This window comes from Amycolatopsis nigrescens CSC17Ta-90 (assembly GCF_000384315.1).
Taxonomy (GTDB): Bacteria; Actinomycetota; Actinomycetes; order Mycobacteriales; family Pseudonocardiaceae; genus Amycolatopsis; species Amycolatopsis nigrescens.
Map to the genome: position 1 here is coordinate 4,395,112 of NZ_ARVW01000001.1, position 24,427 is coordinate 4,419,538.

The following is a 24,427-nucleotide window of genomic DNA, read 5'->3' on the forward strand; positions in this document are numbered from 1 at the left end:
CCGTCGCCACGCTGCCGGTTCGCGAACGGCCAACTCGCCGTCGGGAACGGCAAACACGGCGCCGGGAACGGCAAACACGGGAGGGGTGGGTCAGATGCCGCGTTGGGCGGTGCGGGAGCCGCGGCGGGCGGCGGTGCTCTGCCAGGTCATCACGCCCATGCCGAGAAAACTGATCACCAGTCCGGCGACCGTGGTCCAGAACGCGACGCTGGGCGGGCCGTCCGAGGAGAGATAGCTCACCAGCGTCACCACGAAGCCGACGAGCCACAACCCGGTGCCTACGATGACCACCGGCCAGATGTCGATCAGCCGCTGCGGCAGCTCGGGCACCGGCCGCAACGGACCCTTGACTTCCCCGGCATTGATCGGTTCGCCCACGTCGGGAAGGGTACCGGCAGACGCGTTCCAGCAGAGCAGAGGTAGCGAAGCGATGGCCGAGCCCAGCACAGCCGAGAAGTCGAGGTTCGACCGGTTCTTCAAGATCAGCGAGCGCGGCTCGACCACCGGCCGGGAGGTGCGCGGCGGGCTGGTCACCTTCGTCACGATGGCCTACATCGTGGTGCTCAACCCGCTGATCATCGGCAGCTTCTCGGCCGAGGACGCGGGCGCGCACAAGGACCTCTTCGGCGGCATCCTGCCGGCCGGGCAGGTGGCCGCGGTGACCGCGCTGGTGGCCGGGGTGCTGAGCATCCTGTTCGGCCTTGTCGCGAACTACCCGTTCGCGCTGGCCACCGGGCTCGGCATCAACTCGCTGCTCGCGGTGAGCATCGCACCGCAGATGAGCTGGCCGGCCGCGATGGGCCTGGTGGTGGTGAACGGCCTGGTGGTGCTGCTGCTGGTGGTCACCGGGGTGCGCACGATGGTGTTCAACGCGGTGCCCAACCAGCTCAAGGCCGCGATCGCGGTCGGCATCGGCCTGTTCATCTGCCTGATCGGGCTGGTGGACGCCGGGTTCGTGCGGCGGATTCCGGACGCGGCCAAGACCACCGTGCCGGTCGGGCTCGGCATCAACGGCTCGATCGCGTCCTGGCCGACCGCGGTGTTCGTGTTCGGCCTGGTGGTCACCGGCATCCTGGTGGCCAAGCGGGTCAAGGGCGCGATCCTGATCGGGGTGCTGGCCGGCACCGTGGTGTCCATCGTGGTCGAGGCGATCGTGCAGGCCGGCCCGTCCAAGGGCGTGGACCCCAAGGGCTGGAACCTCGGCTACCCCGCGCTGCCGGACCAGGTGGCCGGCCTGCCCGACCTGGCGCTGCTCGGGAACTTCAACTTCGACGCCTGGACACAGGTGCCGGCGCTGACCGCGGCCCTGCTGGTGTTCACCCTGGTGCTCACCGACTTCTTCGACACCATCGGCACCATGACCGGGCTTGGCAAGGAGGCCGGGCTGATCGGCAAGGACGGCCAGCTGCCGAACGTGGGCAAGGCGCTGTTCGTGGACGGGCTCGGCGCGGTGGGCGGCGGGGTTGCCTCCTCCAGCTCCAACACGGTGTTCGTGGAGTCGGCCTCCGGGATCGCGGAGGGCGCCAGGACCGGGCTGGCGAACGTGGTCACCGGGCTGCTCTTCCTGGCCGCGATGTTCTTCACCCCGCTGTACGAGGTGGTGCCGGTGGAGGCGGCCGCGCCCGCGCTGGTGGTGGTCGGCGCGCTGATGATCCGGCAGATCACCGAGATTGACTTCGGTGACTTCTCGATCGCCCTGCCCGCGTTCCTGACCATCGTGGTCACCCCGTTCACCTACTCGATCGCGAACGGGATCGGCGCCGGGTTCGTCAGCTACGTGCTGATCCAGGCGGCCACCGGCAAGGCCCGCCGGGTGCATCCGCTGATGTGGATCGTCGCGGTGGCGTTCGTCGTGTACTTCGTGATGGGTCCGATCCAGGCGGCGCTGCACTGAACCGCACTGAACCGCACTGAGCTGGAGCGGACCTGACGAACTGCACGTGGGGAGGTTCACCCGATCCGGTGGCAGATCGTAAGGTATGCTAACTATATGTCCGACTGCCCGCACGAGCGATCACTGGCGAGCCGCCTGCGGCTCTCCGTGGTGCGGCTCAACCGCAGGCTGCGGGCACAGCGCACCAGCACGGCGATCTCGCTGACGCAGGTCTCCGCACTGTCCACTCTGCACAAGTGCGGGGCGCTCACGCCGGGGCAGCTGGCCGCCAAGGAAGGCGTCCAGCCGCCGTCGATGACCAGGGTGATCGCCGCGCTGGAAGAACTGGGATACGTCGAGCGCAGTCCGCATCCGACCGACGGCAGGCAGGCCATCGTGTCGCTCTCGGAGAGCGGGCTGGCCTACGTGCACGAGGCGATCTCGGCGCGGGAGGCGTGGCTGGACAGGCAACTGGCCGAACTGACCGGCGAGGAGCGCGAACTGCTCTCCAGAGCCGCGGAGATCATCGACAGGATGGCGGGGAACTAGACACGGTGAGCACGGGTAGCCAGGCCAAGTCAGATCAGCAGACGACCGCTACCCCTGATCCGGTTCCACCGGACGCCACCGAGACCGCCCCGGACACCGAAAACGCCACCACCGCGCCGAAACCGGGCATGTTCGGGTCGCTGCGGGTGCGCAACTACCGGCTCTACTTCACCGGCCAGATCATCTCCAACGTCGGCACCTGGATGCAGCGCATCGCCCAGGACTGGCTGGTGTTCACGCTCAGCGGCAACAACCCGGTCGCGCTCGGCATCGCGGTGGCCCTGCAGTTCACCCCGACGCTGCTGCTCTCGCTGTGGGCCGGGGTGCTCGCGGACCGGGTGGACAAGCGCAAGCTGCTGATGACCCTGCAGGCGTTCAACTGCCTGCAGGCCGTCACCCTCGGGCTGCTGAACGTCACCGGTGTGGTGCAGCTTTGGCACGTCTACGTGCTCTGCATCGCGCTCGGCAGCCTCAACGCGATGGAAGTGCCGACGCGGCAGTCATTCGTCGCCGAGATGGTGGGCCGAAGCCAGATCACCAACGCGGTCGCGCTGAACTCAACGATCTTCAACATGGCCCGCATCGTCGGGCCGGCCATCGCCGGCTTCCTGATCACCCTGGTCGGTACCGGCTGGCTCTTCCTCGCCAACGCGGCCAGCACGCTCGCGGTGATCACCGGGCTGCTGATGATGAACCCGGACAAGCTCTTCCGCGGCCCCGCGGTGACTCGCGCGAAGGGACAGCTGCGCGAGGGCCTGAGCTATGTGCGGCATCGAGCGGACCTGGTCACCGTGATGGTGCTGGTGTTCTTCGTCAGCACCTTCGGCATCAGCTTCTTCACCTCGCTTCCGATCATCGCGGCGAACGTGTTCCACACCGCCGCCGACGGGTACGGCCTGCTGTCCACGCTGCTCGCGGTGGGCACCTTCGCCGGGGCGCTGATGTCCGCCCGGCGTGGCTCCCGGCGCGAGCCGCGGGTGCGGGTGCTGCTGCTCGCCGCGCTCGGCCTCGGCCTGCTGGAGGTCGTCGCCGCGTTCATGCCCAGCTACCTGGCCTTCGGGATCGCGCTGGTGCCGCTCGGCTACGCCACGATGACCTTCCTGAACACCGCGAACGCGCTGGTGCAGACCGCGGTCAGCCCGGAGATGCGCGGGCGGGTGATGGGGCTGTACGTGCTGGTGCTGATCGGCGGCAACCCGATCGGCGGGCCGATGACCGGCTGGATGGCGGACGCCTTCGGTGGCCGCTCGCCGTTCGTCATCGGCGGCGCGATCTCCGTGCTGGCCGTGCTGGCCTGCGCGTTCGTGCTGGTCCGCCGGGGTGGGGTGCGGCTGCCCGCGCGACGGCTCGGCCTGCACGTGCTCAGCCGCCAGCGTTGACCGTTTTAGCTCTAAAGGGTGAGATGTGGGTCTCCGCCGCCAACCCCTTGCTCGGGTAGCTGAGGTTAGGCTAACCTCAGGTTGTCCGCTTCGTGGTGGGAGCGGCAGTCAGTTCGGGAACGGGCGAGGCCCCGCAACCGGGTTCAACCCCCGGTGGCGGGGCCTCGTTCACGTGTACCGCCCGAACAACGGGACCCTCCCGCGTGGAGAGGGTCCCGAAGTGCGCGAGGCTCAGGAGAGCAGCAGGCCGTTGCCGCCGGCGACGGCGTTGTCGAAGCGCTTGCCGATCTCTTCCCAGTTGAAGATGTTCCACAGCGCCTTGACGTAGTCCGGCTTGACGTTCTTGTAGTCCAGGTAGAACGCGTGCTCCCAGACGTCGACCAGCAGGATCGGCGTGGTCGGCAGGATCAGGTTGTTGTGGTGATCCTTGAGCTGCTGGGTGATCAGCGTCTTGCCGATCGGGTCCCAGGACAGCGCGCCCCAGCCGTTGCCCTGGATGGTGGTGGACACCGCGGTGAACTGCGCCTTGAACTTGTCGAAGGAGCCGAAGCTCTCGTCGATCGCGGCGGCCAGCGCGCCGGTCGGCTTGTCGCCGCCGTTCGGCGAGAGGATCTTCCACCACACCACGTGGTTCGCGTGCCCCGCCAGGTTGAACGCCAGCGTGGTCTCCAGGCCGACGATGGACCCGAAGTCCTCCGCGTCGCGCGCGGCGGCCAGCTTCTCCAGGGTGTCGTTCGCGCCCTTGACGTAGGTCGCGTGGTGCTTGCTGTGGTGCAGTTCGTTGATCTCGCCGGAGATGTGCGGAGCGAGTGCGCCGTAGTCATAGTCGAGATCGGGAAGTTCGTACAGGGCCATTAGCCCTCCTTCTTCTTTCGACACAAGTCCGTGTTGCCATTGCCAAACTTAGTAGCTCTCACCGGTGCCCGGCGACCTGGGGCCGCCGTGTCCCCACTGGTGGAACTCAGCGGCAGTACCCGGTGGAGCCGTTTCCGAAACCCAGCCTGCTACCTCGACCTTGGTAGAGGTCAACGCGGTGTGATCATGCTCGCCGCAAAAAGACCCGCCGCCGTTCCGAGTGGAACGACGGCGGGCCGAAATTCAATTTTTGGTCAGCCGAAAGTTGCCGGCACGAATACGTCGAAACCGCGATCCGCGGACCCCAGGTGATCGCGTCGGGAGATGATCGCGCAGGTGACGGTGGCGCAGTCCAGGCCGGGGCCGGTCTGCTGCACGCGGATCCGCGCGGTGAAGCTGCCGTCCGGCGCGATCGGCACGGACGGGTTGCCACCGACGGGCGAGTTGGTCACCCAGGCGGACGGCCCGGTGCCGTCGCCGCCCTGCCCGTCGCCGCCGAGGCACGGGCCGGGCTTCTCGCCGTAGCTGAAGTCGTCGGGTACCTGGCACAGCGCGAGGTAGTAGCCGTTCGCCGGCGAGTAGCCGGCTCCGGTGACGGTGATCGTCTCGCCGGCGACCGCGAGCCCGGTCGCGTTGGAGGCGCTGAGGGTGTGGCCGTTGTTCGTGGCGCTGCCCGGTGCGGCGGCGGCGGTTCCGCCGAGCAGCAGGGCGGAGGCGGTGATCGCGCCGAGGAGCACCGGGACTTGCGGCAGTCTTCGACGGATCGTGGATCGCTTTGTCGACATGGTGTGAAAGCACTTCCTCTCGGTGAGGCCCAGGTCACGGGCCGATGGCAAAGTAAGGCTAACCTTATTGCGTCGAGAAACGCTACGGTTAGCCTTACCTAAATGGTTGCTGCTGGGGGTTGGGCGTGATGCGCGAGAGGCCGTTGCCGGCGATCCTGCTGGTCCTGTCCGTGGTGCTGGCGCTGGCGGGCTGCGCGTCGCCGCGGGCCGGCTCGCAACCGGAGGTGCCCGCCGCCGTTCCCGGGCAGCGCCCGCTGACCGAGCTCACCCCGGTCCCCGATCCGCGGGCGTACCGGGGACCGTCCACCGCGGTGCTGGCGCAGCCGGACATCGAGCCGATCACCCGCGACCCGGCGCAGCGGCTGCCGGTGACCGTGGCCGATTACCAGGGCACCAGCGTGACGGTCACCGACACCAGCCGGATCCTCGCCTTCGACATGTCCGGCACGCTCGGCGCCACCGTGTTCGGCCTCGGCCTCGGCGGCAAGGTGGTCGGCCGCGACCAGTCCACCGGTTTCCCTGCGGCCGCGCGGTTGCCGCTGGTCACCGGGAACGGGCACCAGCTCAACGCCGAAGCCGTGCTGCGGCTCCGGCCCAGCGTGGTGCTCACCGATACCACGCTCGGCCCGTGGGACGTGGTGCTGCAGCTGCGCTCGTCCGGGGTGCCGGTGGTCGTGGTGGATCCCAAGCGCGGCATGGACAACAACGGCGAGCTGGTGACCAGCGTCGCGAACGCGCTCGGGGTGCCCGATGCCGGTGCGGCGCTGGCGGACCGGCTGGACCGGCAGATCGAGCAGAAGAAGGCCGAGGTCGCCCGCCTTGTCCCGGCGGACGAGGCCAAGCGGCCGCGCGCGATGTTCCTCTACGTGCGCGGGCAGGCCGGGGTCTACTACGCCTTCGGCAAGGGGTCCGGTGTGGACTCGCTGTTCGCCGCGCTCGGCGTGGTGGACGTGGCGGTCGAGGTCGGGATCGACGGCATGCGGCCGCTCAACCCGGAGGCGCTGGCCAAGGCCCGCCCTGACCTGATCCTGATGATGAGCAAGGGGCTGGAGTCGGTCGGCGGAGTGCCCGGCGCGCTCACGATTCCCGGTATCGCGCAGACCCCGGCCGCGTCGCAGCAGCGCTTCGTGGACATGAGCGACTACCAGATACTCGGTTTCGGCCCGCTCACCCCGGGCGTGCTGGACGCGCTGGCCAGGGCGATCTACGCGCCGGACTCGCTGCATGGCTGAGCTGAGCACCCGGCCCGAGGTGGCGCCTGCCCCCGTTTCTTCCGGCCGGACGTCAGGGAGGAGAACGCACCGCAAGCTGCGGGCCGGGCTGCTGTTCACCGTGCTGATCGTGGGCATCGTGCTCGTCTCGCTGGTCTCCGCCGGGGTCGGCCAGTTCGACATCCCGGTGTCCCAGGTGTTCGGTTCGGTGCTGCACCGGATCGGCATCGGCTGGGGTCCGGCGCCGGTGGACCCGTTCGCCGAGGGCGCGCTGTGGCAGGTGCGGTTCCCGCGGGTGGTGATGGCACTGCTGGTCGGTGGCGTGCTCGGCGTGTGCGGGGCGTTGATGCAGGGCATGTTCGGCAACCCGCTGGCCGAACCGGGGGTGGTCGGGGTTTCCTCCGGTGCGGCCGTCGGCGCCTGTCTGTCCATTGTGTTCGGCTGGACCTTCTTCGGCGCGTTCACCACCCCGGCGCTCGCCTTTGCCGCCGGGCTGCTGACCACGGTCTCGGTGTACCTGCTCTCGCGCTCCCGCGGCCGGTCCGAGGTGGTGACGCTCATCCTCACCGGGGTCGCGGTGAACGCGGTGGCCGGTGCGGCGATCGCCTTCCTGATGTTCGTCGGCGACCAGGCGGCCAGGGAGCAGATCGTGTTCTGGCAGCTGGGCTCGCTGGCCTCCAGTCGCTGGCCGTACGTGTTCACGGTCGCACCGCTGGCGCTGGCCGGGGTGCTCGTTGCGCTGGTGCTGTCCAGGCGGATGGACCTGCTCGCGCTCGGCGACCGGCAGGCGCGTCATCTCGGGGTGAACGTGGAGGTGTTGCGGCTGAGCACCGTGGTGGTGGTCGCGCTGGCCGTCTCGGCCGCGGTGTCCTACTCCGGCATCATCGGTTTCGTCGGGCTGGTGGTCCCGCACCTGATCCGGATGCTGATGGGGCCGGGGCACCGGGTGCTGATCCCGGCCAGCCTGCTCGGCGGCGCGCTCCTGCTGGCCGCCGCCGACCTGCTGGCCAGGAACCTGTTCGCCTACGCCGATCTGCCGATCGGCATGCTGACCGCGCTGGTCGGTGGCCCGTTCTTCTTCTGGCTGCTGCTGCGCACGCGGCGCCGGTCAGGGGGCTGGGCATGAACCTGCTGAGCCTGTTCGGCCGCGGCGCGCAACGGCCGGTGCCGGTGCCCGAGCGGGGGACCGTGCTCGCCGAAGCCGAGGAGGTCACCGTGGAGGTGGCCGGGAAACGGCTGCTGGACCGGGTTTCGCTGTCCGTGCACGCCGGTGAGGTGCTGGTGCTGGTGGGGCCGAACGGCGCGGGCAAGTCCACCCTGCTCGCCGCGCTGGCCGGCGATCGCCGGCCGTCCGCCGGCCAGGTGCGCGTCGCCGGCAGGCCGGTGCCGGAATGGTCCACAGTGGAGTTGGCGCAGCGGCGATCCGTGTTGCCGCAGCAGAATCCGCTCTCTTTCCCGTTCGAGGTGCTGGCCGTGGTGCGGATGGGCCGGGCGCCGTGGGAGGGCACCGAGGCCGAGCTCGAAGACGACGCCGTGGTCGAGGCAGCGCTCGCCGCGACCGAGCTCGGCGCGTTCCGGCACCGCCGCTACCCGTCGCTGTCCGGTGGCGAGCAGGCGCGCGCGGCGCTGGCCAGGGTGCTCGCGCAGGCAGCGCCCCTGCTGCTGCTCGACGAACCGACCGCCTCGCTCGACCTGCGGCACCAGGAAGAAGTGCTGAAGCTGGCTCGCACCAGGGCCGCCGAGGGCGACGGCGTGCTGCTGGTGCTGCACGACCTTGGCCTCGCGGCCGCCTTCGCGGACCGGATGGCGGTACTGGCCGACGGCGAGCTGGCCGCGGTGGGCCCGCCGGAGCAGGTGTGCACCGAAGACCTGCTCGGCGAGGTCTACCGGTACCCGGTCGAGGTGATCACCCACCCGAGGACCGGTAAACCCGTCGCCCTGCCCGTTCGCGACTGATCAGGAGGTTCGGATGAGACGATCCATAGTGGACAGACCACGGCGGGCGGTGGCGTTGATCGCGGCCGCCATCGCCGGATTCGCGCTGTTGCCGGTGCCGGTCGGTGACGCGGCTGCCGCGGGTGCCTCGGTGAGCGTGTCGCCGGGCAGCGCGGACCCCGACTACGCCACCGAGGTGCAGCTGCGCGGCACCGGGTTCCAGTCCGTGCCCAAGGGCCACGGCGGCATCTACGTGCTCTTCGGCTGGGTGTCGGACTCGGCGTGGCGGCCGAGCGAGGGCGGCTCGGCCGGCGAGACCTACCGGTACGTGCAGGACAGCGAAGCCAAGGACAACCACGGTTTCCAGCGTTTCGTGTCCTTCCCCGGCAGCGATACCGAAACTTCGGCCAACGGCGGGGTGGTGTCGGCGGACGGTTCCTGGAGCACCCGGCTGGTGATTCCCGGGGCCAGGTTCAAGGCGGCGGACCGGTCCGGCAAGACGGTGGAGGTGGACTGCACGAAGACGCGCTGCGGGATCATCACAGTCGGCGCGCACGGGGTGGTCAACACCAGCAACGAGACCTTCACCCCGGTGACGTTCGCCGTGCCGCAGCAGCAGGCGCCGCCTTCGCCCGCACCGCAGGCCACCACTTCCGCTCCCGCGCAGTCGCCTCCGCCGGTGCCTGCGCCGGTGGTGCGCACCGAACTGACCGAAGCGACGGCCGGTGCGCCACTGGCCGTCACCGGGTCTGGTTTCGCAGCGGGGGAACAGGTTTCCGTGGTGCTGCACTCGGATCCGATCGGCCTGCCGCCGGTGACCGCCGACCCGAGCGGCGCCTTCAGCTACTCGGCAGCGCTACCGGCCGAGGCGCCGCCTGGCGCGCACCGGCTGGCCTTCACCGGCGCGGAGTCCAAAGTGGAGACTTCGGTGGAGCTGACCGTGCGGGCCGTGACGGTGGCCCCCGCACCGGTGGTGGCGCCGGTCGCCGAACCCGCGCCCGCCGGCGGTGGCACCGCGGGCTGGGTGCTGCCCGTGGTGATCGGGGGCGTGGTGCTGCTGGTGGCCGGTGCCGTCCTGCTGGTCCGGCAGCGCAGGCGCGGCGCCCGAGAAGAAGTGGCGGTTCAGAGTGCGGAGGAGAAGTAACGTGTCCAGATCGTTCGGGAACACCTGGCGAAGACTCGCCGCGGTGGCACTCGGGGCGGTGCTCGCCACCGGCATCGGATTCGTGCCGAGCGCGTCGGCCGCCGAGGCCGGGGCGGATGTCGCGGCCAAGGCCGACGCCGGTCTGTACTGGGGGGTGAAGAAGTCCTGGCGCGGTTACGTGGCCGGTTTCCGCGGCAGCGTCCTGCTCGACGAGGGCGCGGTCTTCGATCCCGACCCGGTGCTCACCGAGCCGAAGCCGTACCGGTGGCCGGTTGTCGGGTCGGCTTATGACCCGGTCACCGGCAAGGGCACGGTCGCCTTCGGTGGCAAGGTGAACTACTCGGTGCCCTCGCACACAATCTGGGACGTCGGTATCGCCCACCCGAAGGTGACGTTCAACGGTGACGGCACCGGAACGCTCACCGCGACCGTCAACTCCTCCCTGTTCGGCACCAAGGAGGCGCCAAAGGACGTACTGCCGCCCACCGAGCTGGTGTTCGCGGATCTGGTGTTCGACGGCGCGCCCACGCGAACCGGCGAGTTGCTGACCGCGTCGGTCAAGACGGCGAGCTTGACCGAGGCGGGCGCGAAGATCTTCGGCGGCACCTACCAGAAGGGGGACGAGCTGGATGCCGGGAAGCTGGTGTTCTGGGCGCCTCCCGCGGTGCTGGTGCCGAAAGTGACGGTCACGCCGTCCACCGAGCTCGATCCCGATGGCGGCACCGAGATCACCATCAAGGGCACCGGCTTCGACCCGGCCGGCAACGGCGGTGCCGGCTACGGTCTGCGCGGCGGTCCCGAGTTGGAAACGTTGAAGGACCCGGGCAAGGAGAACGGCTACCAGCTCGCCAGGCTGATCAAGAAGGGTGCGGTCGGCGTCCAGATCCCGCTCGGTGACGACGGCAGCTGGGAGTTCAAGACCAAGCTGAAGGCCAAGTACACCGGTACCGACGGCAACGAGCACGACGCGGCGAAGACCCCGTTCCGGATCTACACCTTCGGCTGGAAGAGCACCGAAACCACCTGGGACACCGTGACTCCGCTCGCGTTCAAGGGCATCACGGTGACTCCGCCGGAGGAGCCGACAGAGCCGCCACCCGGCCCGGAGCCCTGCGTGCTCACGCCCGCCAACGCCACCAAGGGAAATCTGTTGTGGGGGCTGAAGAAGAGTTTCCGGCGGTACGTCGGCATCGGCATCGGCACCGCCGATGGGAACAGCATCAGGGCGAGCGACGGTGCGGAGATCACCAATGCGGACGAGGTGCTGGTCGACGGCGTCCCCAACTCGAAGGGCGTGCCGACCGGCGCCTACCGGTTCGGGCTCGGCTCGGTGACCTACGGCGCGCCGGCCGATTTCACCGTGCAGTATCGCGGCACGGTGACTTTCGACTATCCCTCCCACTTCTTCACGATCCGGCTGGCCAATCCGAAGGTGGTGGTGCAGGGCGGCACCGGCAAGCTCTACGCCGACGTCGAGCTGGACGCACGGGAGGGCTCGGGGAAGGAACCTGTGAACCGGCCGGGGGTCGCCTTGGCGGATCTCGATCTGGGCCCGGCCCGGGTGGAGAACGCGGCGGGTGTGCTTTCGGTCAGCGGGGTCAAGGCCAAGCTGACCAGCGCGGACGCCTTCGGTGGCTTTTACCAGGCAGGTGACGCCCTCGACGACGTCACCGTGCTCATCGGGGCCGACTGCTCGGACCTGCCCGCGGTCGGTGGCGCTCCCGCTACCGGAGGCCAGGCCGGCGCCGGCGAGAACCTGGTGCCCGCGGTGAACTTCCGGCCGTCCGGCCTGGCCGCGACCGGGGCGACACTGGCGCCGCTCTACACCGGTCTCGGCCTGTTGTCCGCCGGAGTGGCCCTGGTCCTGGTGGCCAGGCGGCGAGCGAGCGCCCGGTAGGTCCGCGCGACTTGGTCGCCGCCGAAGCGCGGTTCCGCGGCTTCCAGTCGCGGAACCGCGACGCCCAGCCGTCGTGCTTCCGCCAAGGTGTCACGACAGACTTCACGCGGCTCCTGAGCCTCGAGGTCGGACTGCGCCGCGAGACTTACGCGTGCGAGCGCGATATGAGCGGTCAGCCAGGCGAGCATGGGTGCGGTCAGGCAGGTGGGTGCCCGGAATGGCAGCACACTGCCGCGGTGTCGTTGCAGGTCAATACCGCGTGCCTGGAGGAGCGGCAGTAGTTCGCGGCCGGCTAGCAGCCGCCCACCAGGGCCTCGCCCGGACATTGGCCACGCTCATGGCCACCGGTTCGGGTGCCCTCGCTGAGGGCGGCCGAGCGCTGGAGCGGACCGTCGCCGACCTGGTGGCCGCCGCCGTGCAGGACGGCGCCGTCCGCGACGACGTGGATGCCGGTGCCGTGATGATGGCCCTGCACGGCATCGGCGCAGCCCATGACCGCCCCAACTGGCGGGCCGAAGCTGACGACGTCATCACCCTCGTACTGGACGGGCTGCGCCGGCCGTGCTCAGGCGGCTCGGTACTGGTCCATGGTCTCGGCGAGCTCGTCGAACACCGCGACGTTGCACTCGAAGGCGACCAGTGCCTCCTCGACGACGCGGGCCCGTTCGGCTTCGTCCCAGGGTGCGGTGTCCAGCTTGGCCCGGTAGTGGTCGCGGAAGGCGGGTGCGCTGCCGATCTCGTCGAAGTGGTAGAACAGCGAGCCCGCTTCGGCCACGTCGTAGTTCCTCTCGAGCAGCTTCCGGATGACCTGGCCGCCCGCGATGTCGCCGAGGTAACGCGTGTAGTGGTGCGCGACGTAGCCGCCCGGCCAGTCGTGGGCCACCGTCTCGATCCGCCGCACATACGCCTTGGTGGCTTCGAGCGGCTGGATCTCCGCCGCCCAGTCCGGGCCGACCAGGTACGCCAGGTCACGCGCCAGTGCCGGCATCCGGCGCAGCTCGTCGAAGACGAACGGCCCGCCGACCGGATCGCCGGCCATGGCGTCACTGGCCTTCTCGATCGCCTGGTAGACGAAGTAGTACTGGATCGCCAGCTTGGTGTAGCCGGGCAGGGTAAGTGCGCCGCCGAGCAGGGCCTCCATGTAGAGCGAGTGGTTCGCCCGGTCGTGCACCCTCAGGGTGGACGCGCGCAGCCGCTTGGAGAACGGGGTCTGGTCGACTCGGGTTTCCGTGGTCGCTGGAACCGACACTGGACGCCTCCTGGCTAGCCGTCGATATGACAACCTGTCAGAAAGAGCGTAAGACACATCCTGCAGTTAGGCTACCCTAATTCAGACTTTCTTTGGGGTGGATCCGCGGCGCCCACCCCGCGGAGGACGAACCGCACCGCGGTGGCGATGGCCTGTTCCAGCTGCTCCGGAGGTACGTCGACCACCTGGCGGCTGGCCATTGTGGACATGATCATCGGGATGAGCACGTCGGGATCCTCGTCGGGCAGGCGGCCGGTTCGGCTGCCTTCGGCCAGGATCTCGCGCAGTCGCCCGGTGATCGGGTCCCCGTGCGCCGCCACCCGCCGGTATGCGGCCGGTGCCAGTGCCGACGCCAGCGTGCTGCCGGGCGGCAGGTGGTACTCGGCCAGCGCCTCCAGCTGCAGCCGGACGAACATGGCCAGCTTGTCGACCGGGTCGCCGACCGCCGCCACGGCCTGTTCCAGTCGCTGCACGTAAGTACTCGCCTCATGCTCGACGAAGGCGACGAGCAGGCTTTCCTTGTCCGGGAAGTGGTTGTACATCGCCGTCCGGCCCAGCTCGGCCTCGGCCGCGACGCCGGCCAGCGTGATGGCGTCGAAACCGCGCTCGTAGAGCTGCCCGCGCAGGACCTCGAACACCCGCAGCCGGACCTGCTCGCGATGCTCGGTCAGCGAACCGCCGATGATCTTCGGCATAACGGCACCCTCCCTGGTGCCTCGATGGTGCCAGTGCGGTACGGGATCGGCCAGCGGCCGGAGTGGTAATGGACATGCCTCCACGTTACCGTGCTATCGAACATTCGTTCGAACACGATCGGGTGGTTCAGCCGGGCACCGGCCAGGTGTGCACCGGCTCCCCGGTACCCGCCAGTTCCAGGTACTCGGCCATCATCCCGGCCAGCGCGGTCTCGCGGTCCGCCCCCCGCTGCTGCGCCAGCAGCACGGTTTCCCGCTGCCACCACGCCCCGCTCCGCTTGGTCAGGCAGCGCTGCTCGATCACGCCGAGGTACCGCTCGCGAGCCGCGTCCGACACGTCGGACTGCCGCAGCCCTTCGTGTGCCAGTGGCAGCAGCACCCGCAGCACCAGCTCGTCCGGCGGCACCCAGCCGATGCCAGGCCAGTACAACTGGGCGTTGAAACCGTTGCGGGCGCCCGCGTAGAGGTTGTCTTCGGCGGCCTTGAACGACATCTGCGACCAGACCGGCCGGTCCGACTCGGCCAGCGCGCGCTGCGCGCCGTAGAAGAAGGCCGCGTTGGCCATCACGTCCAGCACGGTCGGCCCGGCCGGCAGCACCCGGTTCTCCACCCGCAGGTGCGGCTTGCCGTCGACCACGTCGTAGACCGGCCGGTTCCAGCGCCAGACCGTGCCGTTGTGCAGCCGCAGCTCGGTCAGCTTCGGGGCCTTGCCCGACTCCAGCGCCTCCACCGGATCTTCGGCGTCGGTCTCCGGCAGCAGACCGGGGAAGTAGCGGACGTTCTCCTCGAACAGGTCGAAGATCGACGTGATCCAGCGTTCGCCGAACCACACCCGCGGCCGCACGCCCTGGTTCTTCAACTCCTCCGGTCGCGTGTCGGTGGCCTGGAGGAACAGTGGGATCCGGGTCTCGTGCCAGAGCGCCTTGCCGAGCAGGAACGGGGAGTTCGCGGCGATCGCCACCTGTACCCCGGCCAGGCACTGCGCCGCGTTCCAGTGCGCGGCGAACTCCTCCGGCGCCACCTGCAGGTGCAGTTGTACCGAGGTGCAGGCGGCTTCGGGCAGGATCGACTCGGCGTAACTGCGCAGCCGCTCGGGTTTCTGCCCGCACAGTGCCGCGCCTTCCATGGCGAGCAGGGTGTTCTCCCCGCGGGCGGCGAAGATCTGGTCGTTGAGCAGCGAGTAGCGCGCGTTGTTGGTCAGCCACTTCTGGTCGAAGTGATCGTGCGTCAGGGTCGGCAGGATGCCGATCATGGCGAGCGAGGCGCCGGCTTCCCCGGCCGCGGTGGCCGCGCCGCCGAGATAGCCGCGCAGATCCTCCTCCAGCTCCAGCACGGATCCTCCGGCCAGTGGCCGCGGCGGCACGTTCAGCTCCAGGTTGTGCTGGCTGAGCTCGGTGGTGAAGGACGGATCGTCCATCGCCTCCAGCACCATCGTGTTCGTCATCGACGGTCGCATCGCCCTGTCCACCAGGTTCAGTTCGACTTCGAGGCCAATGTGCTTGCGGGGGAAGGAAAAACTGCCATCGGAGAGCATTTTGGCGAGGGTGTCGAGGCAGCGCTGGACCTTTCTTCGGTAACGCCCGCGATCGCGCGGGTCGAAGGGGTCCGACGATACGTCTTTGCCCATGGCGCATCCCTGTTCTGCTCGGCCATGGCTCCCCAACGCCTTGGCGGTGTACGGCCCGGCGGACAACCGTGACACAGCGCTGCGCGCGGGGCTAGCGGCCAAACTGGTGCTGTCCGTTACATCGAACTAACTGTGCGGAGCAGGGGGCCGTTCGCAGCAACGTCACCCGCGACATTCGGAGCAGCGAGGCCGGGCGGCGATGGATGAAAGACTTACCCCCGTGGCGGAATTGATCTTCACCGAAAACGCGCTTGACCCGCGGTTAGACGATTTCCGGGAGCTTTCAACGGCGGATCGGCGGCCGGATCGGCCGGGCGGGCGCGGCCTTGTCATCGCGGAGGGCACCGTGGTCGTCCGGCGGCTGCTCGAGTCGCCTTATCCGGTTCGGGCGTTACTAGGAGTAGAGCGTCGGATCCGCGAGCTGGCGGATGAACTGGACGGCCTGACGGTCCCGGCATACGTGACTTCGGCGGACACGATGGCCGAAGTGGTGGGTTTTCACCTGAACCGCGGAGTGCTCGCGGTGGCGGACCGGGCCGCGCCGGTGCCGGTGCCGGAGATCGTGGTCGGGTCCCGGACGCTCGCCGTGCTGGAGGGCGTCGGCGACCACGAGAACCTCGGCGCGCTGTTCCGCAACGCGGCGGCGCTCGGCATCGGCGGCGTGCTGCTCGGGCCCGGCTGCGCGGACCCGCTCTACCGGCGCAGCGTGCGGGTGTCCATGGGGCACGTGCTGCGGGTGCCCTTCGCCGCGCTGGAGCCGTGGCCGTCCGGGCTGGATCTGTTGCGGGCACAGGGTTTCCGGGTGGCAGCGCTGACCCCGCGGCCGGACTCGGTCGCGCTGAGCGAGCTCGGTGCGGCGGGTGGCAAGGTCGCCCTGCTGCTCGGCTCCGAGGGCCCGGGGCTGAGCGAGGAGGCGCTGGCGGCCGCGGAACTGGCGGTGCGCATCCCGATGTCGCCGGGGGTCGATTCGCTGAATGTGGCCACCGCCGCCGCCGTGGCGTTCTACGAACTCACCCGGCATGGGTAAATTGGCCGGGATCGACGGGGAGGTTGCCGAGGTGGAATTGCGGATCCGTGGTGAGCGCGCGGTGCTGGCCGGGCACGGCGGGCAGGCGCGCGAGATCGATCCGCACAGCATCGCGCTGGGCACCGATCTCGCCGACGCCTTGCACGAATGGGCGCGGGTCGCCGCCGCGGTCCGGCGGGCGGGTCCGCGGGACTCCGCCGAGCCGACCGAAGCCGCGGCCGTGGTCTCCCAGCGCGGCAGGCAGCTGGCCGGACGGCTGGCCGCGGTGATGGGTACGACCGTGCACTACCTGGACCCGGTCACCGAAACCGCGGTGGTCGTGCCGCCGCCGCAGGCCGCGCAGCCGCCGCCGGTGCCCGCCGCGCGGGCCAGGATCCAGCGGTTGTTCGGCGCGGCCAAGGAGACCAACGAGCCGACGCCGTGGGCGACCGGGCTGACCGTCGCCGGTTTCGTGGCGGCCTTCGTGATCGTCGCGATGCTCGCGCTGGCCGGCACCCTGGCCACCGAGACCAGCGGCTGGCTGGCCGTGGTGGCCGCGCTGGTGGTCAGCGCCGGACTGGCGCCGTCGCTCTGGCTGGTCCGGCGGCTGCCGATCGTGCGCTGGGTGGCGCTCGGCGCGGCGGCGGGCATGGTGCTGTCCTGGATCGGCGTGCTGTTCGTCGCGTTCTAGTTGTGCTGAGATGGGGGCAGGTGTCCCGCAAGATTCTGAGATGGGGGCATGCGAGGCTTTTTGCGCATGCTCCCATCGATCAGGGGCGGGTGTCCCGCAAGATTCTGTCGGTGGCGGATGATCTCGATCAGGCTGGCGAAGCTGTCGCGGCCGTGCCCGGCGTCGATGCCATCGGCGGTCAGCGACCGGACCAGCTCCGGCAGCCTGGTGTCCAGGCCGCTTTCCGCGGTGGCGCGGACGAGGTGAGCCATCAGTGGCGCGTCCAGCTCCAGCCATTCCTCGTCACCGGGGTAGTCGCGACCGTCGATCTGCCCGGCGTAGTCCCTGATGACCTCCGCGACCGTGGTGGTGAGCCAGTGGGTCAACAGCGGCGTGATCGTGCCCGCCTCGACGCCGGCGGTGCCGAGCAGGGCGGTCGTCTGCAGGAAGCCGGTCAGGGTCGCCCAGGCGAAGTTCAGCATCGCCAGGTCGTACAGTGCGGCGATGCCCGCGTCCGCGCCGAGATAGGTGGCGCTGCCGAGCTGCCGCAGCACCGTTTCGCCGCGCTCGAACACTTCGGCGGAGCCGCTGTAGACCAGCACCGTGTCCGGGTTCCCGACGTGCTCGGGATGGGCCATCAGCGCGCCGTCGAGGTATCGGCCGCCACGCGCCGCCATCCAGTCGGCGGCCTGCTGCGCGTCTGCGCTGGTGCCGGAGGTGAGGTTCACCAGGTCGTGGGTGCCGAGCTGCGGCCCGGCCTGGTCGAGTATCCGCCGCGCGACCTCGTAGTCCTCGACGCAGAGGATGACCAGTGACGCCGCCGCGAGCATCGACTCGAGCGAGCTCGCCCGCGGTAGCTTCTCGTCGATCAGGGGTTTCTCGGCGTGGTCCCAGACTGTGACGGGGTTACCCGCCTTCGCGAGGGCCGCCGCCAGCGCCGCGCCTCTCGGGTTCAGTCCGATCACCGCTGTCGGGGTCGAGTTCACGGGTGACTCCTCACGCTCCAGCTAACCTACACAATGTAACTTACACTATGTAGGTTAGCTTTGCTGGAGCGCCTGCCCGATGGCGCTGACCATGATGGCCGTCGAAGCGGATATCGCCTTGGCGCGGGAGATCCGCCGGGTGGCCGCGGCCGCCGCGAGTCCTTCGGCGGCACCCAGAATGCCGGTGAGCATCGCCAGGTCGGCCCGCCGGGACAGCGGCGCGAACGGTTCGAAGGCCTTGCGGAACTCCTCGAGGTAGAAGTCCCGTGACGACTGCCGGAAGTCCCTCGTCTCCCGGTTCCCGGAGAGCGCGGCGTTCACTTCGTCGCATTCGGGTCCGGCGGCGAGCACCCCGTCCACATAGGCCGTGCTCAGCACCGATGCCACGGCTTCGAGCGACTCGGCGCCATTTTGCCTGGCGTCGCGAATCTTGCGGCCGAGTTGCTCGTCGTACTCGCGGTAGAGGGCCAGCAGCAGCCCTTCCCGCGTCTTGAAATGCTCGTAGGTGATCGGCCTCGAGACCCCCGCCCGTTCGGCGAGCCGAACCAGGGTCAGCGCGTTCGTCCCCTCGGTGCGGATGATCTCGAAAGCCGTTTCGAGCAACTGCCGCCGCCGCTCATCCTTGGCCATTCGCCTGGCGGTCATACCGGAGATCCTAAGCCGGGTTCTGTCGGTGGCGGCGGGCATACTGCGGAGATGGCCGACCCACTGGACTCCCTCCGGCAGCTCTGCCTCGCGCTGCCGGAGACGACCGAGCGGACCAGCCACGGCGAGCCGACCTGGTTCGTCCGGGGCAAGAAGACCTTCGTGATGTACGCCGACCGGCATCACGACGACCGGCTCGCGTTCTGGTGCGCGGCGCCGCCGGGCGCGCAGGAGGAGCTGGTCGCCGCCGAGCCGGAACGGTTCTTCCGGCCGCCGTACGTCGGGCACCGGGGCTGGCTCGGGGTGCGGCTGGACGTGGCGGTGGACTGGCCGGAGATAGCCGAGATCGTGAAGGACGCGTACCGGATGGTCGCGCCGAAGGGACTGGTGGCGCTATTGGACGATCAGCAAGATCAGCCGCGCTGAGAGCGCACGCCGAGCAGCACGTCTTCCCAGGCGGGCACCACGGGGTGGTTCTTCTTGCCCTTTGCCGGACGGGCCGGCGGTTTCGGCGGGGCGGCCTTGGTCTGCTCGGGTTCCTCGGCCGGGATCCGCGGGATCTCGGTGGTGTCGTCGTCCGCGGGCTCACGGGCCGGCGTCTCGACCACGTTCACCGGCGGCTCGTCGTAGGCGGAGTCCAGGGTCGGCTGCTCCAGCTCGCCGGCCTCGCGCCCGTCCACCGCGCGCAGGGTGCGCGGTGCGCGGTGCGCGTTCGGGTCGAGCAGGTCCTCGGCGTGCTCGTCCAGCACGGTCACGGTGCCACCGTGCGCGCCGGGGGAGAACGACCAGTGCGCCTGGTTGTCCGAGCGGCCGGCCTGCCAGTGCAGGGCGACCACCCACTTGCCGTCGTCGCCGCGCCAGGAGTCCCAGGTGGCCTGGGTGTAGTCCTGCCCCCGCACGCCGAACGCGTAGGCCACGACCTCGCCGAGGGTGCGCACGTCCGGGCCGTCTTCGCGGACCGGGTGCGCCTGCTGGGCGAGTTCGGCGGTGCGGGAACGTTCGAGCAGCACCGGGTAGGCGAAGCGTTCGACCCGCTGCATCGGCACGCCGGCCGAACCGGCGACCTGCTCCACGGACTCGCCGGCGCGAATACGGGCTTGGATCTCACGTGGGCGCATCTGGCTCTCCAACTCGATTTCGATCTGGCCGAGCCGGGTGATATCGCCGCGAGCGGCCGCACGCAGTCTCTCATCCGCGGGCAGCAGAAAACGCTCACGGCGCGCCGGGTCTTCGCACACGATGGACTTACCGTCCTCGTGTAGCCCGACCACCCGTAGCGCTCGCATTTCCGCCTCCCCGAGACTTCACCATTGTGGGTGCCTACGTTAGAACGGCGCGTCGACTTGACGTGCGAGGCGCGCCGATACTCCGCGGATCCGCTCTTGATCTTGGTGCATGACGAGCAGCGGGTACGGCCGGACGCGCCGAGCGCGGGCTGCCCCGAACAGGCGAACTTCTCACTCTCAGTTCGTCCCCGGTAACCGCACGGTCACCACCAGACCGCCGCCGGCGCCGGGTTCGGCGTGCACGGTACCGCCGTGCGCGCCCGCCACCGAGCGAACGATGGACAGACCGAGCCCGGCGTGTCGCGAATCGCCGGTCCGCTCCGGAGTCAGCCTGCGGAACGGTTCGAACAGCCCCGGCACCAGCTCGGCCGGCACCGCCGGGCCGGAGTTGGCCACCACCAGCGCCGGATCCGGGCCAACGTGCACGCGGACCGTCCCGTCGCGCACGTTGTACGCGATCGCGTTCTGCACCAGGTTGGTGATCAGCCGTTCCAGCAGCACCGGGTCGCCGGGCACGACCCGCGGCCGCAGCACCGGCTCCAGCGCGACCCCCGCCTCCGCCGCCTTCCCGGACATCGCCCGCAGCACCGACGCGGCCACGTCGTCCAGCCGGACCGGTGTCCTGCTGACCAGCCCGCGGTCGCTGCGCGCCAGGGTGAGCAGCCCTTCGATCATCCGCTCGCTGCGTTCGTTGGTGTAGAGCAGCTGCCCGCCGAGCCGGCGGACCTCGGGGGTGACCTCCGGGTCGGCCATCGCCACCTCGATCAGCGTCCGCTGCACGGCCAGCGGGGTGCGCAGCTCGTGCGAGGCGTTCGCGACGAACCGCCGCTGGCTGTCGAAGGACCCGGCCAGCCGGTCCAGCATGCCGTCGAAGGTGTCCGCCAGCTCCTTGAGCTCGTCCGATGGGCCGTTCAGGTTGATCCGCCGGTCCAGGCTCTCCGCGCCGAGCCGGCGGGCGGTGGAGGTGATCGCGTGCAGCGGCCGCAGCGCCCGGCTGGCCATCGCCCAGCCGATCAGCACGGCCAGCCCGGCCAGCACCACCAGCGCCACCCCGGACTGCACCAGCAGGGTGGACAGGGTGGAGGCGCGGTAGTCGTCGATTGAGGTGGACAGCAGCCGCACGGTGGCGCTGTCGGCCGGGGACGTCGGCATCGGCACGGCCTGGCCCGGCACGACGCCGGGCGGAACCTCCACCGGGCCCTGCTCGACGGCGCCAAGCCGCCGGGCCGCGGTGACCGCGTAAGCCGTCGTGTCCGGCAGCGAACCGCTCACCAGCAGGTAGTTGATGATCAGCAGGATGACCCCGGCGAGCAGGAAGAAACCGCCGTAGAGCGCGGTCAGCCTGCTGCGGACGGACAGCCGCACGCGGGTCACGGGCCGAACCGGTAGCCGGCGCCGGGCACCGTCTCGATCAGGCCGGGCTCGCCGAGCTTGCGGCGCAGGGTCATCACCGCGACCCGGACCGCGTTGGTGAACGGGTCGGCGTGCTCGTCCCAGGCCTTCTCCAGCAGGTCCTCGGCGCTGACCACGGTGCCCTCGGCGCGCATCAGCACCTCCAGCACGGCGAACTCCTTGGGGGAAAGCGGTAGGAACCGGCCTTCCCGCGCGGCCTGGTGCCGGGGCAGGTCGAGCACCACCCCGGCCCGTTGCAGCACCGGTGGCAGCGCGGGCCTTGCCCGGCGCGCCAGCGCTTGCACCCTGGCCACCAGCTCGGCGAAGGCGAACGGCTTGGTCAGGTAGTCGTCCGCGCCGAGGCCGAGGCCGGCCACCCGGTCGGTGACCTCCGTGGCCGCGGTCAGCATCAGCACCTTCACCTCTCCGCCCGCGTCGACCAGCGCGCGGCAGACCTCGTCACCGTGCACCACCGGCAGGTCGCGGTCCAGCACGACCACGTCGTAGTCGTGCACCCCCACCCGTTCCAGCGCTTCGCCGCCGTCGTAGCAGACGTCCACCGCCATGGACAGCCGTCGCAGACCGTCGGCCAGGGTGTCCGCCATCAGCCGTTCGTCCTCCACCACGAGCACCCGCACCCCGCCAGTGTCGGTCAACCGGGGTTAAGCGGGGGATAAGCGCCTTCGCTTAACGGCCCGAGATCACCCGGTCCGTAGGAATTCAGCTCAACGCGGGTCCGGTTCGTCGGGGGCCGGACCCGCCTTCTACGAAAGGGAGGTCCGGATGAAGGTGCGCTACAGCATCGCGCTGCTGGCCGGTGCCGCGTCACTGCTGGTCGGTGGCTGCGCCGGCGGCGGACAGGAGGAGAACAAGGTCGCGTCGGTGGCCACCGGTGAGCAGAAGGAGGCCAAGGGGGAGAACCAGCCCGCCGATTCCGGCGGGTCCGACGAGGACAAGATGCGCGCGTTCGCCAAGTGCATGCGGGAGCACGGCATCGACATGCCGGACCCGGAGCCGGGGAACAAGGGCGCCATGCGGGCCGTCGACGCGGGCGGGGATCAGGCCAAGATGGAAGCGGCGAATGAGGCGTGCAAGAAGCTGCTGCCCAACGGCGGCGAGCCCAAGAAGATGGACGCCGCCGAAGTCGACCGGATGCGGCAGACCGCGAAGTGCATGCGGGAGCACGGCATCGACATGCCCGATCCCGACCCGAACGGCGCCGCGACGATGCGGATCGGCGGTGAAGGCACCGACAAGGCCAAGCTGGATGAGGCGATGAAGGCCTGCGGGATGAACGGGCCGGGGGCCGCCGCCGATGACAACTGACAGCGAATCCCGCGGGGACACCGGGGTCGCGGCCGAGCCGCGGCGGTCGCGGCGGACCCGCTGGTTCGTCGGCACCGCGGTGGCGCTGGTGGTCGCCGGCACCGTGTCCGTGGTGGTGCTGACCAGGGTCGCCGGAAGTTCCGCCGGGCAGGCTCCGGCGGCGCCACCGCCGGTGCAGACCACCCCGGTGGTGAAGACGGACCTGAGCGACCAGGAGAGCGCGGACGGCACCCTCGGCTACGGCGCCGAGCGCGCACTGGCGGGGCGCAAACCGGGCACGGTGACCGCCCTGCCAACGGTGGGCGCGGTGATCGAACGCGGCAAGAGCGTGTACGGCGTGGACGCCCGGCCGGTGCCGCTGTTCTACGGCTCGCTGCCGCTCTACCGCGACCTCGTCGAGGGGATGGAGGACGGGCCGGACGTCAAGGTGGTCGAGGAGAACCTGCGGGCGCTCGGCTTCGGCGGCTTCGGCAAGGCGGACGAGAAGTTCACCAGCGCCACCGCGAGCGCGCTGAAGAAGTGGCAGAAGTCCTTGGAGCTGCCGGAGACCGGCACGCTGACCCCGGGTGACGTGGTGGTCGAGCCTGGCGCGATCCGGGTGGCGTCGGTGTCCGCCGCGCTCGGTGGGCAGAGCGGCGGAGACCTGATGAAGGTGACCGGCACCGATCGCGCGGTCACCGTGGAGCTCGAGCTGGCGAAGCAGAAGCTGGCCAAGCCGGGTGAAAAGGTGAAGCTGACCGTCAGTGGCGGCAAGCCCAGCACCGGCACGATCACCTCGTCGGAGGTCGAGGAGGACAGCGGTGGCGGTGGTGAGCAGCCGCCAGGCGGTTCCGGCGAAGACCCGAAGGTCAAGGTGACCATCGCGCTGGACGACCAGGCCGCCGCCGGCGATCTCGGTGCCGCGCCGGTCGAGGTGCTGTTCACCACCGGCACCCGCACCGGCGTGCTGACGGTCCCGGTCGGCGCGCTGCTGGCGCTGGCCGAGGGCGGTTACGCGGTCGAGGTCGCCGGTGGCGTTGATGGTGGCCGACGGCTGCTGCCGGTGGAGCTCGGGCTGTTCGCGGACGGCAAGGTGGAGGTCAGCGGCGACGGCCTGCGCGAGGGCATCCAGGTGGTGACCACGTCGTGACCCCGGTACTGCAGGTGCATCAGGTCAGCCGCAGCTATCCCGGTGGGGTGCGGGCACTTCGCGACGTGTCACTGTCCATTCGCGACGGTGAGATGCTGGCCATCGTGGGGCCGTCCGGCTCCGGCAAGTCCACCTTGCTGCAGCTGATGGGCACCCTGGACCGGCCGACCAGCGGCCGGATCGAGGTACGCGGCCGGGACGTCGCGACGATGTCCGACCGGAACCTGTCCGCGCTGCGCTCGCGCTGGATCGGCTTCGTGTTCCAGCAGTTCTTCCTCAGCGACGGGGTGAGCGCGGTGGACAACGTGGCCACCGGGCTGCTCTATTCCGGGGTCCGGCGCGGCCGCCGGCGGACGCTGGCGCTGGCCGCGCTGGAGCGGGTCGGCCTGGCGCACCGGGCCGGGCACCTGCCGAGCCAGCTTTCCGGTGGGGAGAAGCAGCGGGTCGCGATCGCCAGGGCGGTGGTGAACCGGCCGCTGATCCTGCTCGCCGACGAACCGACCGGGAACCTGGACACCGAGAACGGGGCGTCCATCCTGGGACTGCTCGGCGAGCTGAGCCGGGACGGCACCACGATCGTGATCATCACGCACGACCGGGACATCGCGGCCAGCGCGCCGCGTCGGGTCGAGGTGCTGGACGGGTCCGTCCGGCTGGACACCGGGAGCCCTGCGGAGGAGGGGCGCATGACTGACACTGGCGGAGCCCCAGCCATGCGGCCCGACCGGGTGCGGGTGTCCCGCGGAACAGGGGTGGCCAGGTGACCGGCACGCTCACTCCGCCGCAGG

General features: G+C 70.0%; 25 protein-coding genes and 2 pseudogenes. 15 read left to right on the forward strand and 12 right to left on the reverse strand.

What is annotated here, in order from left to right; genetic code table 11:
- Positions 1 to 90 precede the first annotated feature (90 nt).
- Complete coding sequence (locus AMYNI_RS0120830) at positions 91 to 378, reverse strand: DUF2530 domain-containing protein (RefSeq protein WP_020669985.1); 288 nt, start codon at positions 376 to 378, stop codon at positions 91 to 93.
- 52 nt (positions 379 to 430) lie between these two features.
- Here AMYNI_RS0120830 and AMYNI_RS0120835 point away from each other — a divergent pair, with 52 nt between their 5' ends.
- The 3 genes from AMYNI_RS0120835 to AMYNI_RS0120845 all read left to right on the forward strand — a co-directional run bounded on the left by AMYNI_RS0120835 (position 431) and on the right by AMYNI_RS0120845 (position 3,801).
- The gene (locus tag AMYNI_RS0120835) at positions 431 to 1,894 is read left to right on the forward strand and encodes an NCS2 family permease (RefSeq protein WP_020669986.1); all 1,464 of its coding nucleotides are present in this window, start codon (positions 431 to 433) and stop codon (positions 1,892 to 1,894) included.
- A gap of 96 nt (positions 1,895 to 1,990) precedes the next feature.
- Entirely contained in the window at positions 1,991 to 2,422 is a 432-nt protein-coding gene (locus tag AMYNI_RS0120840; RefSeq protein WP_020669987.1) for a MarR family winged helix-turn-helix transcriptional regulator, read from the forward strand.
- 128 nt (positions 2,423 to 2,550) lie between these two features.
- Positions 2,551 to 3,801 carry an MFS transporter gene (locus AMYNI_RS0120845; RefSeq protein ID WP_026360713.1) on the forward strand — a complete coding sequence of 417 codons (1,251 nt, stop codon included), beginning with the start codon at positions 2,551 to 2,553 and terminating at the stop codon, positions 3,799 to 3,801.
- A gap of 231 nt (positions 3,802 to 4,032) precedes the next feature.
- Here AMYNI_RS0120845 and AMYNI_RS0120850 read toward each other — a convergent pair whose 3' ends face one another.
- Positions 4,033 to 4,656, reverse strand: coding sequence for a superoxide dismutase (locus AMYNI_RS0120850; protein WP_020669989.1), 624 nt, complete (start codon positions 4,654 to 4,656; stop codon positions 4,033 to 4,035).
- 254 nt (positions 4,657 to 4,910) lie between these two features.
- Positions 4,911 to 5,441 (reverse strand): hypothetical protein, encoded by a 531-nt coding sequence (locus AMYNI_RS0120855; RefSeq protein WP_051116346.1) that lies wholly within the window; start codon positions 5,439 to 5,441, stop codon positions 4,911 to 4,913.
- 128 nt (positions 5,442 to 5,569) lie between these two features.
- Between AMYNI_RS0120855 and AMYNI_RS0120860 the strand changes: the two genes are divergently transcribed.
- Genes AMYNI_RS0120860 through AMYNI_RS47335 form a run of 5 tightly spaced genes read left to right on the forward strand, consistent with a single transcriptional unit; the run spans position 5,570 to position 11,628 of the window.
- On the forward strand, positions 5,570 to 6,673 hold the full coding sequence (locus AMYNI_RS0120860) for a heme/hemin ABC transporter substrate-binding protein (RefSeq protein ID WP_020669991.1): 1,104 nt from the start codon (positions 5,570 to 5,572) through the stop codon (positions 6,671 to 6,673).
- Positions 6,666 to 7,778, forward strand: a complete 1,113-nt coding sequence (locus AMYNI_RS0120865) for a FecCD family ABC transporter permease (protein WP_020669992.1) — start codon at positions 6,666 to 6,668, stop codon at positions 7,776 to 7,778. The genes AMYNI_RS0120860 and AMYNI_RS0120865 overlap by 8 nt, the downstream gene beginning before the upstream one ends.
- Positions 7,775 to 8,608 (forward strand): heme ABC transporter ATP-binding protein, encoded by an 834-nt coding sequence (locus AMYNI_RS0120870; RefSeq protein ID WP_020669993.1) that lies wholly within the window; start codon positions 7,775 to 7,777, stop codon positions 8,606 to 8,608. Before AMYNI_RS0120865 ends, AMYNI_RS0120870 begins: the two co-directional genes overlap by 4 nt.
- 13 nt (positions 8,609 to 8,621) lie before the next feature.
- A complete protein-coding gene (locus tag AMYNI_RS0120875) occupies positions 8,622 to 9,731 on the forward strand; it encodes a hypothetical protein (RefSeq protein ID WP_245573964.1) in 1,110 nt (369 codons plus the stop codon).
- Position 9,732: 1 nt separating this feature from the next.
- The gene (locus AMYNI_RS47335; RefSeq protein WP_020669995.1) at positions 9,733 to 11,628 is read left to right on the forward strand and encodes an HtaA domain-containing protein; all 1,896 of its coding nucleotides are present in this window, start codon (positions 9,733 to 9,735) and stop codon (positions 11,626 to 11,628) included.
- Here AMYNI_RS47335 and AMYNI_RS50185 read toward each other — a convergent pair.
- Positions 11,553 to 11,927 (reverse strand): annotated as a pseudogene (locus tag AMYNI_RS50185) (hypothetical protein); the annotation flags it as partial. The gene AMYNI_RS47335 and the pseudogene AMYNI_RS50185 sit on opposite strands and share 76 nt — an antisense overlap.
- Here AMYNI_RS50185 and AMYNI_RS50190 point away from each other — a divergent pair.
- Positions 11,927 to 12,187, forward strand: a pseudogene (locus tag AMYNI_RS50190) (SbtR family transcriptional regulator); the annotation flags it as partial. The pseudogenes AMYNI_RS50185 and AMYNI_RS50190 overlap by 1 nt on opposite strands.
- Positions 12,188 to 12,193: 6 nt before the next feature.
- Here the strand turns inward: AMYNI_RS50190 and AMYNI_RS0120895 are convergent.
- From AMYNI_RS0120895 to AMYNI_RS0120905, 3 genes are all read right to left on the reverse strand, one after another.
- A complete protein-coding gene (locus tag AMYNI_RS0120895) occupies positions 12,194 to 12,877 on the reverse strand; it encodes a biliverdin-producing heme oxygenase (protein WP_020669998.1) in 684 nt (227 codons plus the stop codon).
- Positions 12,878 to 12,948: 71 nt separating this feature from the next.
- Positions 12,949 to 13,572, reverse strand: coding sequence for a TetR/AcrR family transcriptional regulator (locus AMYNI_RS0120900; protein WP_020669999.1), 624 nt, complete (start codon positions 13,570 to 13,572; stop codon positions 12,949 to 12,951).
- A 127-nt stretch (positions 13,573 to 13,699) separates the two neighbouring features.
- A complete protein-coding gene (locus AMYNI_RS0120905; RefSeq protein WP_020670000.1) occupies positions 13,700 to 15,199 on the reverse strand; it encodes a glutamate-cysteine ligase family protein in 1,500 nt (499 codons plus the stop codon).
- 199 nt (positions 15,200 to 15,398) lie between these two features.
- Here AMYNI_RS0120905 and AMYNI_RS0120910 point away from each other — a divergent pair, with 199 nt between their 5' ends.
- Together AMYNI_RS0120910 and AMYNI_RS0120915 are read left to right on the forward strand one after the other, a co-directional pair.
- Entirely contained in the window at positions 15,399 to 16,226 is an 828-nt protein-coding gene (locus AMYNI_RS0120910; RefSeq protein WP_040405852.1) for a TrmH family RNA methyltransferase, read from the forward strand.
- 31 nt (positions 16,227 to 16,257) lie between these two features.
- Positions 16,258 to 16,896, forward strand: a complete 639-nt coding sequence (locus tag AMYNI_RS0120915) for a DUF2537 domain-containing protein (protein WP_026360714.1) — start codon at positions 16,258 to 16,260, stop codon at positions 16,894 to 16,896.
- Here the strand turns inward: AMYNI_RS0120915 and AMYNI_RS0120920 are convergent.
- Entirely contained in the window at positions 16,893 to 17,861 is a 969-nt protein-coding gene (locus tag AMYNI_RS0120920; RefSeq protein WP_020670003.1) for an NAD(P)-dependent oxidoreductase, read from the reverse strand. The two genes, AMYNI_RS0120915 and AMYNI_RS0120920, sit on opposite strands and share 4 nt — an antisense overlap.
- Positions 17,862 to 17,915: 54 nt before the next feature.
- Positions 17,916 to 18,506 carry a TetR/AcrR family transcriptional regulator gene (locus AMYNI_RS0120925; protein WP_157357425.1) on the reverse strand — a complete coding sequence of 197 codons (591 nt, stop codon included), beginning with the start codon at positions 18,504 to 18,506 and terminating at the stop codon, positions 17,916 to 17,918.
- Positions 18,507 to 18,557: 51 nt separating this feature from the next.
- On the opposite strand from AMYNI_RS0120925, the gene AMYNI_RS0120930 reads away from it, so the two are divergent.
- Positions 18,558 to 18,932, forward strand: coding sequence for an MmcQ/YjbR family DNA-binding protein (locus tag AMYNI_RS0120930; protein ID WP_020670005.1), 375 nt, complete (start codon positions 18,558 to 18,560; stop codon positions 18,930 to 18,932).
- On the opposite strand, the gene sepH is transcribed toward AMYNI_RS0120930, so the two are convergent.
- The 3 genes from sepH to AMYNI_RS0120945 form a co-directional block, all read right to left on the reverse strand.
- The gene (sepH, locus tag AMYNI_RS0120935; protein WP_026360715.1) at positions 18,920 to 19,792 is read right to left on the reverse strand and encodes a septation protein SepH; all 873 of its coding nucleotides are present in this window, start codon (positions 19,790 to 19,792) and stop codon (positions 18,920 to 18,922) included. The two genes, AMYNI_RS0120930 and sepH, sit on opposite strands and share 13 nt — an antisense overlap.
- A 177-nt stretch (positions 19,793 to 19,969) precedes the next feature.
- Positions 19,970 to 21,166 (reverse strand): sensor histidine kinase, encoded by a 1,197-nt coding sequence (locus AMYNI_RS0120940; protein ID WP_020670007.1) that lies wholly within the window; start codon positions 21,164 to 21,166, stop codon positions 19,970 to 19,972.
- Positions 21,163 to 21,822, reverse strand: a complete 660-nt coding sequence (locus tag AMYNI_RS0120945; RefSeq protein ID WP_026360716.1) for a response regulator transcription factor — start codon at positions 21,820 to 21,822, stop codon at positions 21,163 to 21,165. Before AMYNI_RS0120945 ends, AMYNI_RS0120940 begins: the two co-directional genes overlap by 4 nt.
- Before the next feature lie 145 nt (positions 21,823 to 21,967).
- Here AMYNI_RS0120945 and AMYNI_RS0120950 point away from each other — a divergent pair, with 145 nt between their 5' ends.
- The 3 genes from AMYNI_RS0120950 to AMYNI_RS0120960 are packed head-to-tail and all read left to right on the forward strand — an operon-like array spanning position 21,968 to position 24,403.
- Positions 21,968 to 22,510: a hypothetical protein gene (locus AMYNI_RS0120950; protein ID WP_020670009.1), complete on the forward strand. Its 543-nt coding sequence runs from the start codon at positions 21,968 to 21,970 to the stop codon at positions 22,508 to 22,510.
- The gene (locus AMYNI_RS0120955) at positions 22,500 to 23,639 is read left to right on the forward strand and encodes a peptidoglycan-binding domain-containing protein (RefSeq protein ID WP_020670010.1); all 1,140 of its coding nucleotides are present in this window, start codon (positions 22,500 to 22,502) and stop codon (positions 23,637 to 23,639) included. The genes AMYNI_RS0120950 and AMYNI_RS0120955 overlap by 11 nt, the downstream gene beginning before the upstream one ends.
- Positions 23,636 to 24,403 carry an ABC transporter ATP-binding protein gene (locus AMYNI_RS0120960; protein ID WP_020670011.1) on the forward strand — a complete coding sequence of 256 codons (768 nt, stop codon included), beginning with the start codon at positions 23,636 to 23,638 and terminating at the stop codon, positions 24,401 to 24,403. The genes AMYNI_RS0120955 and AMYNI_RS0120960 overlap by 4 nt, the downstream gene beginning before the upstream one ends.
- The last annotated feature ends 24 nt before the right edge of the window (positions 24,404 to 24,427 follow it).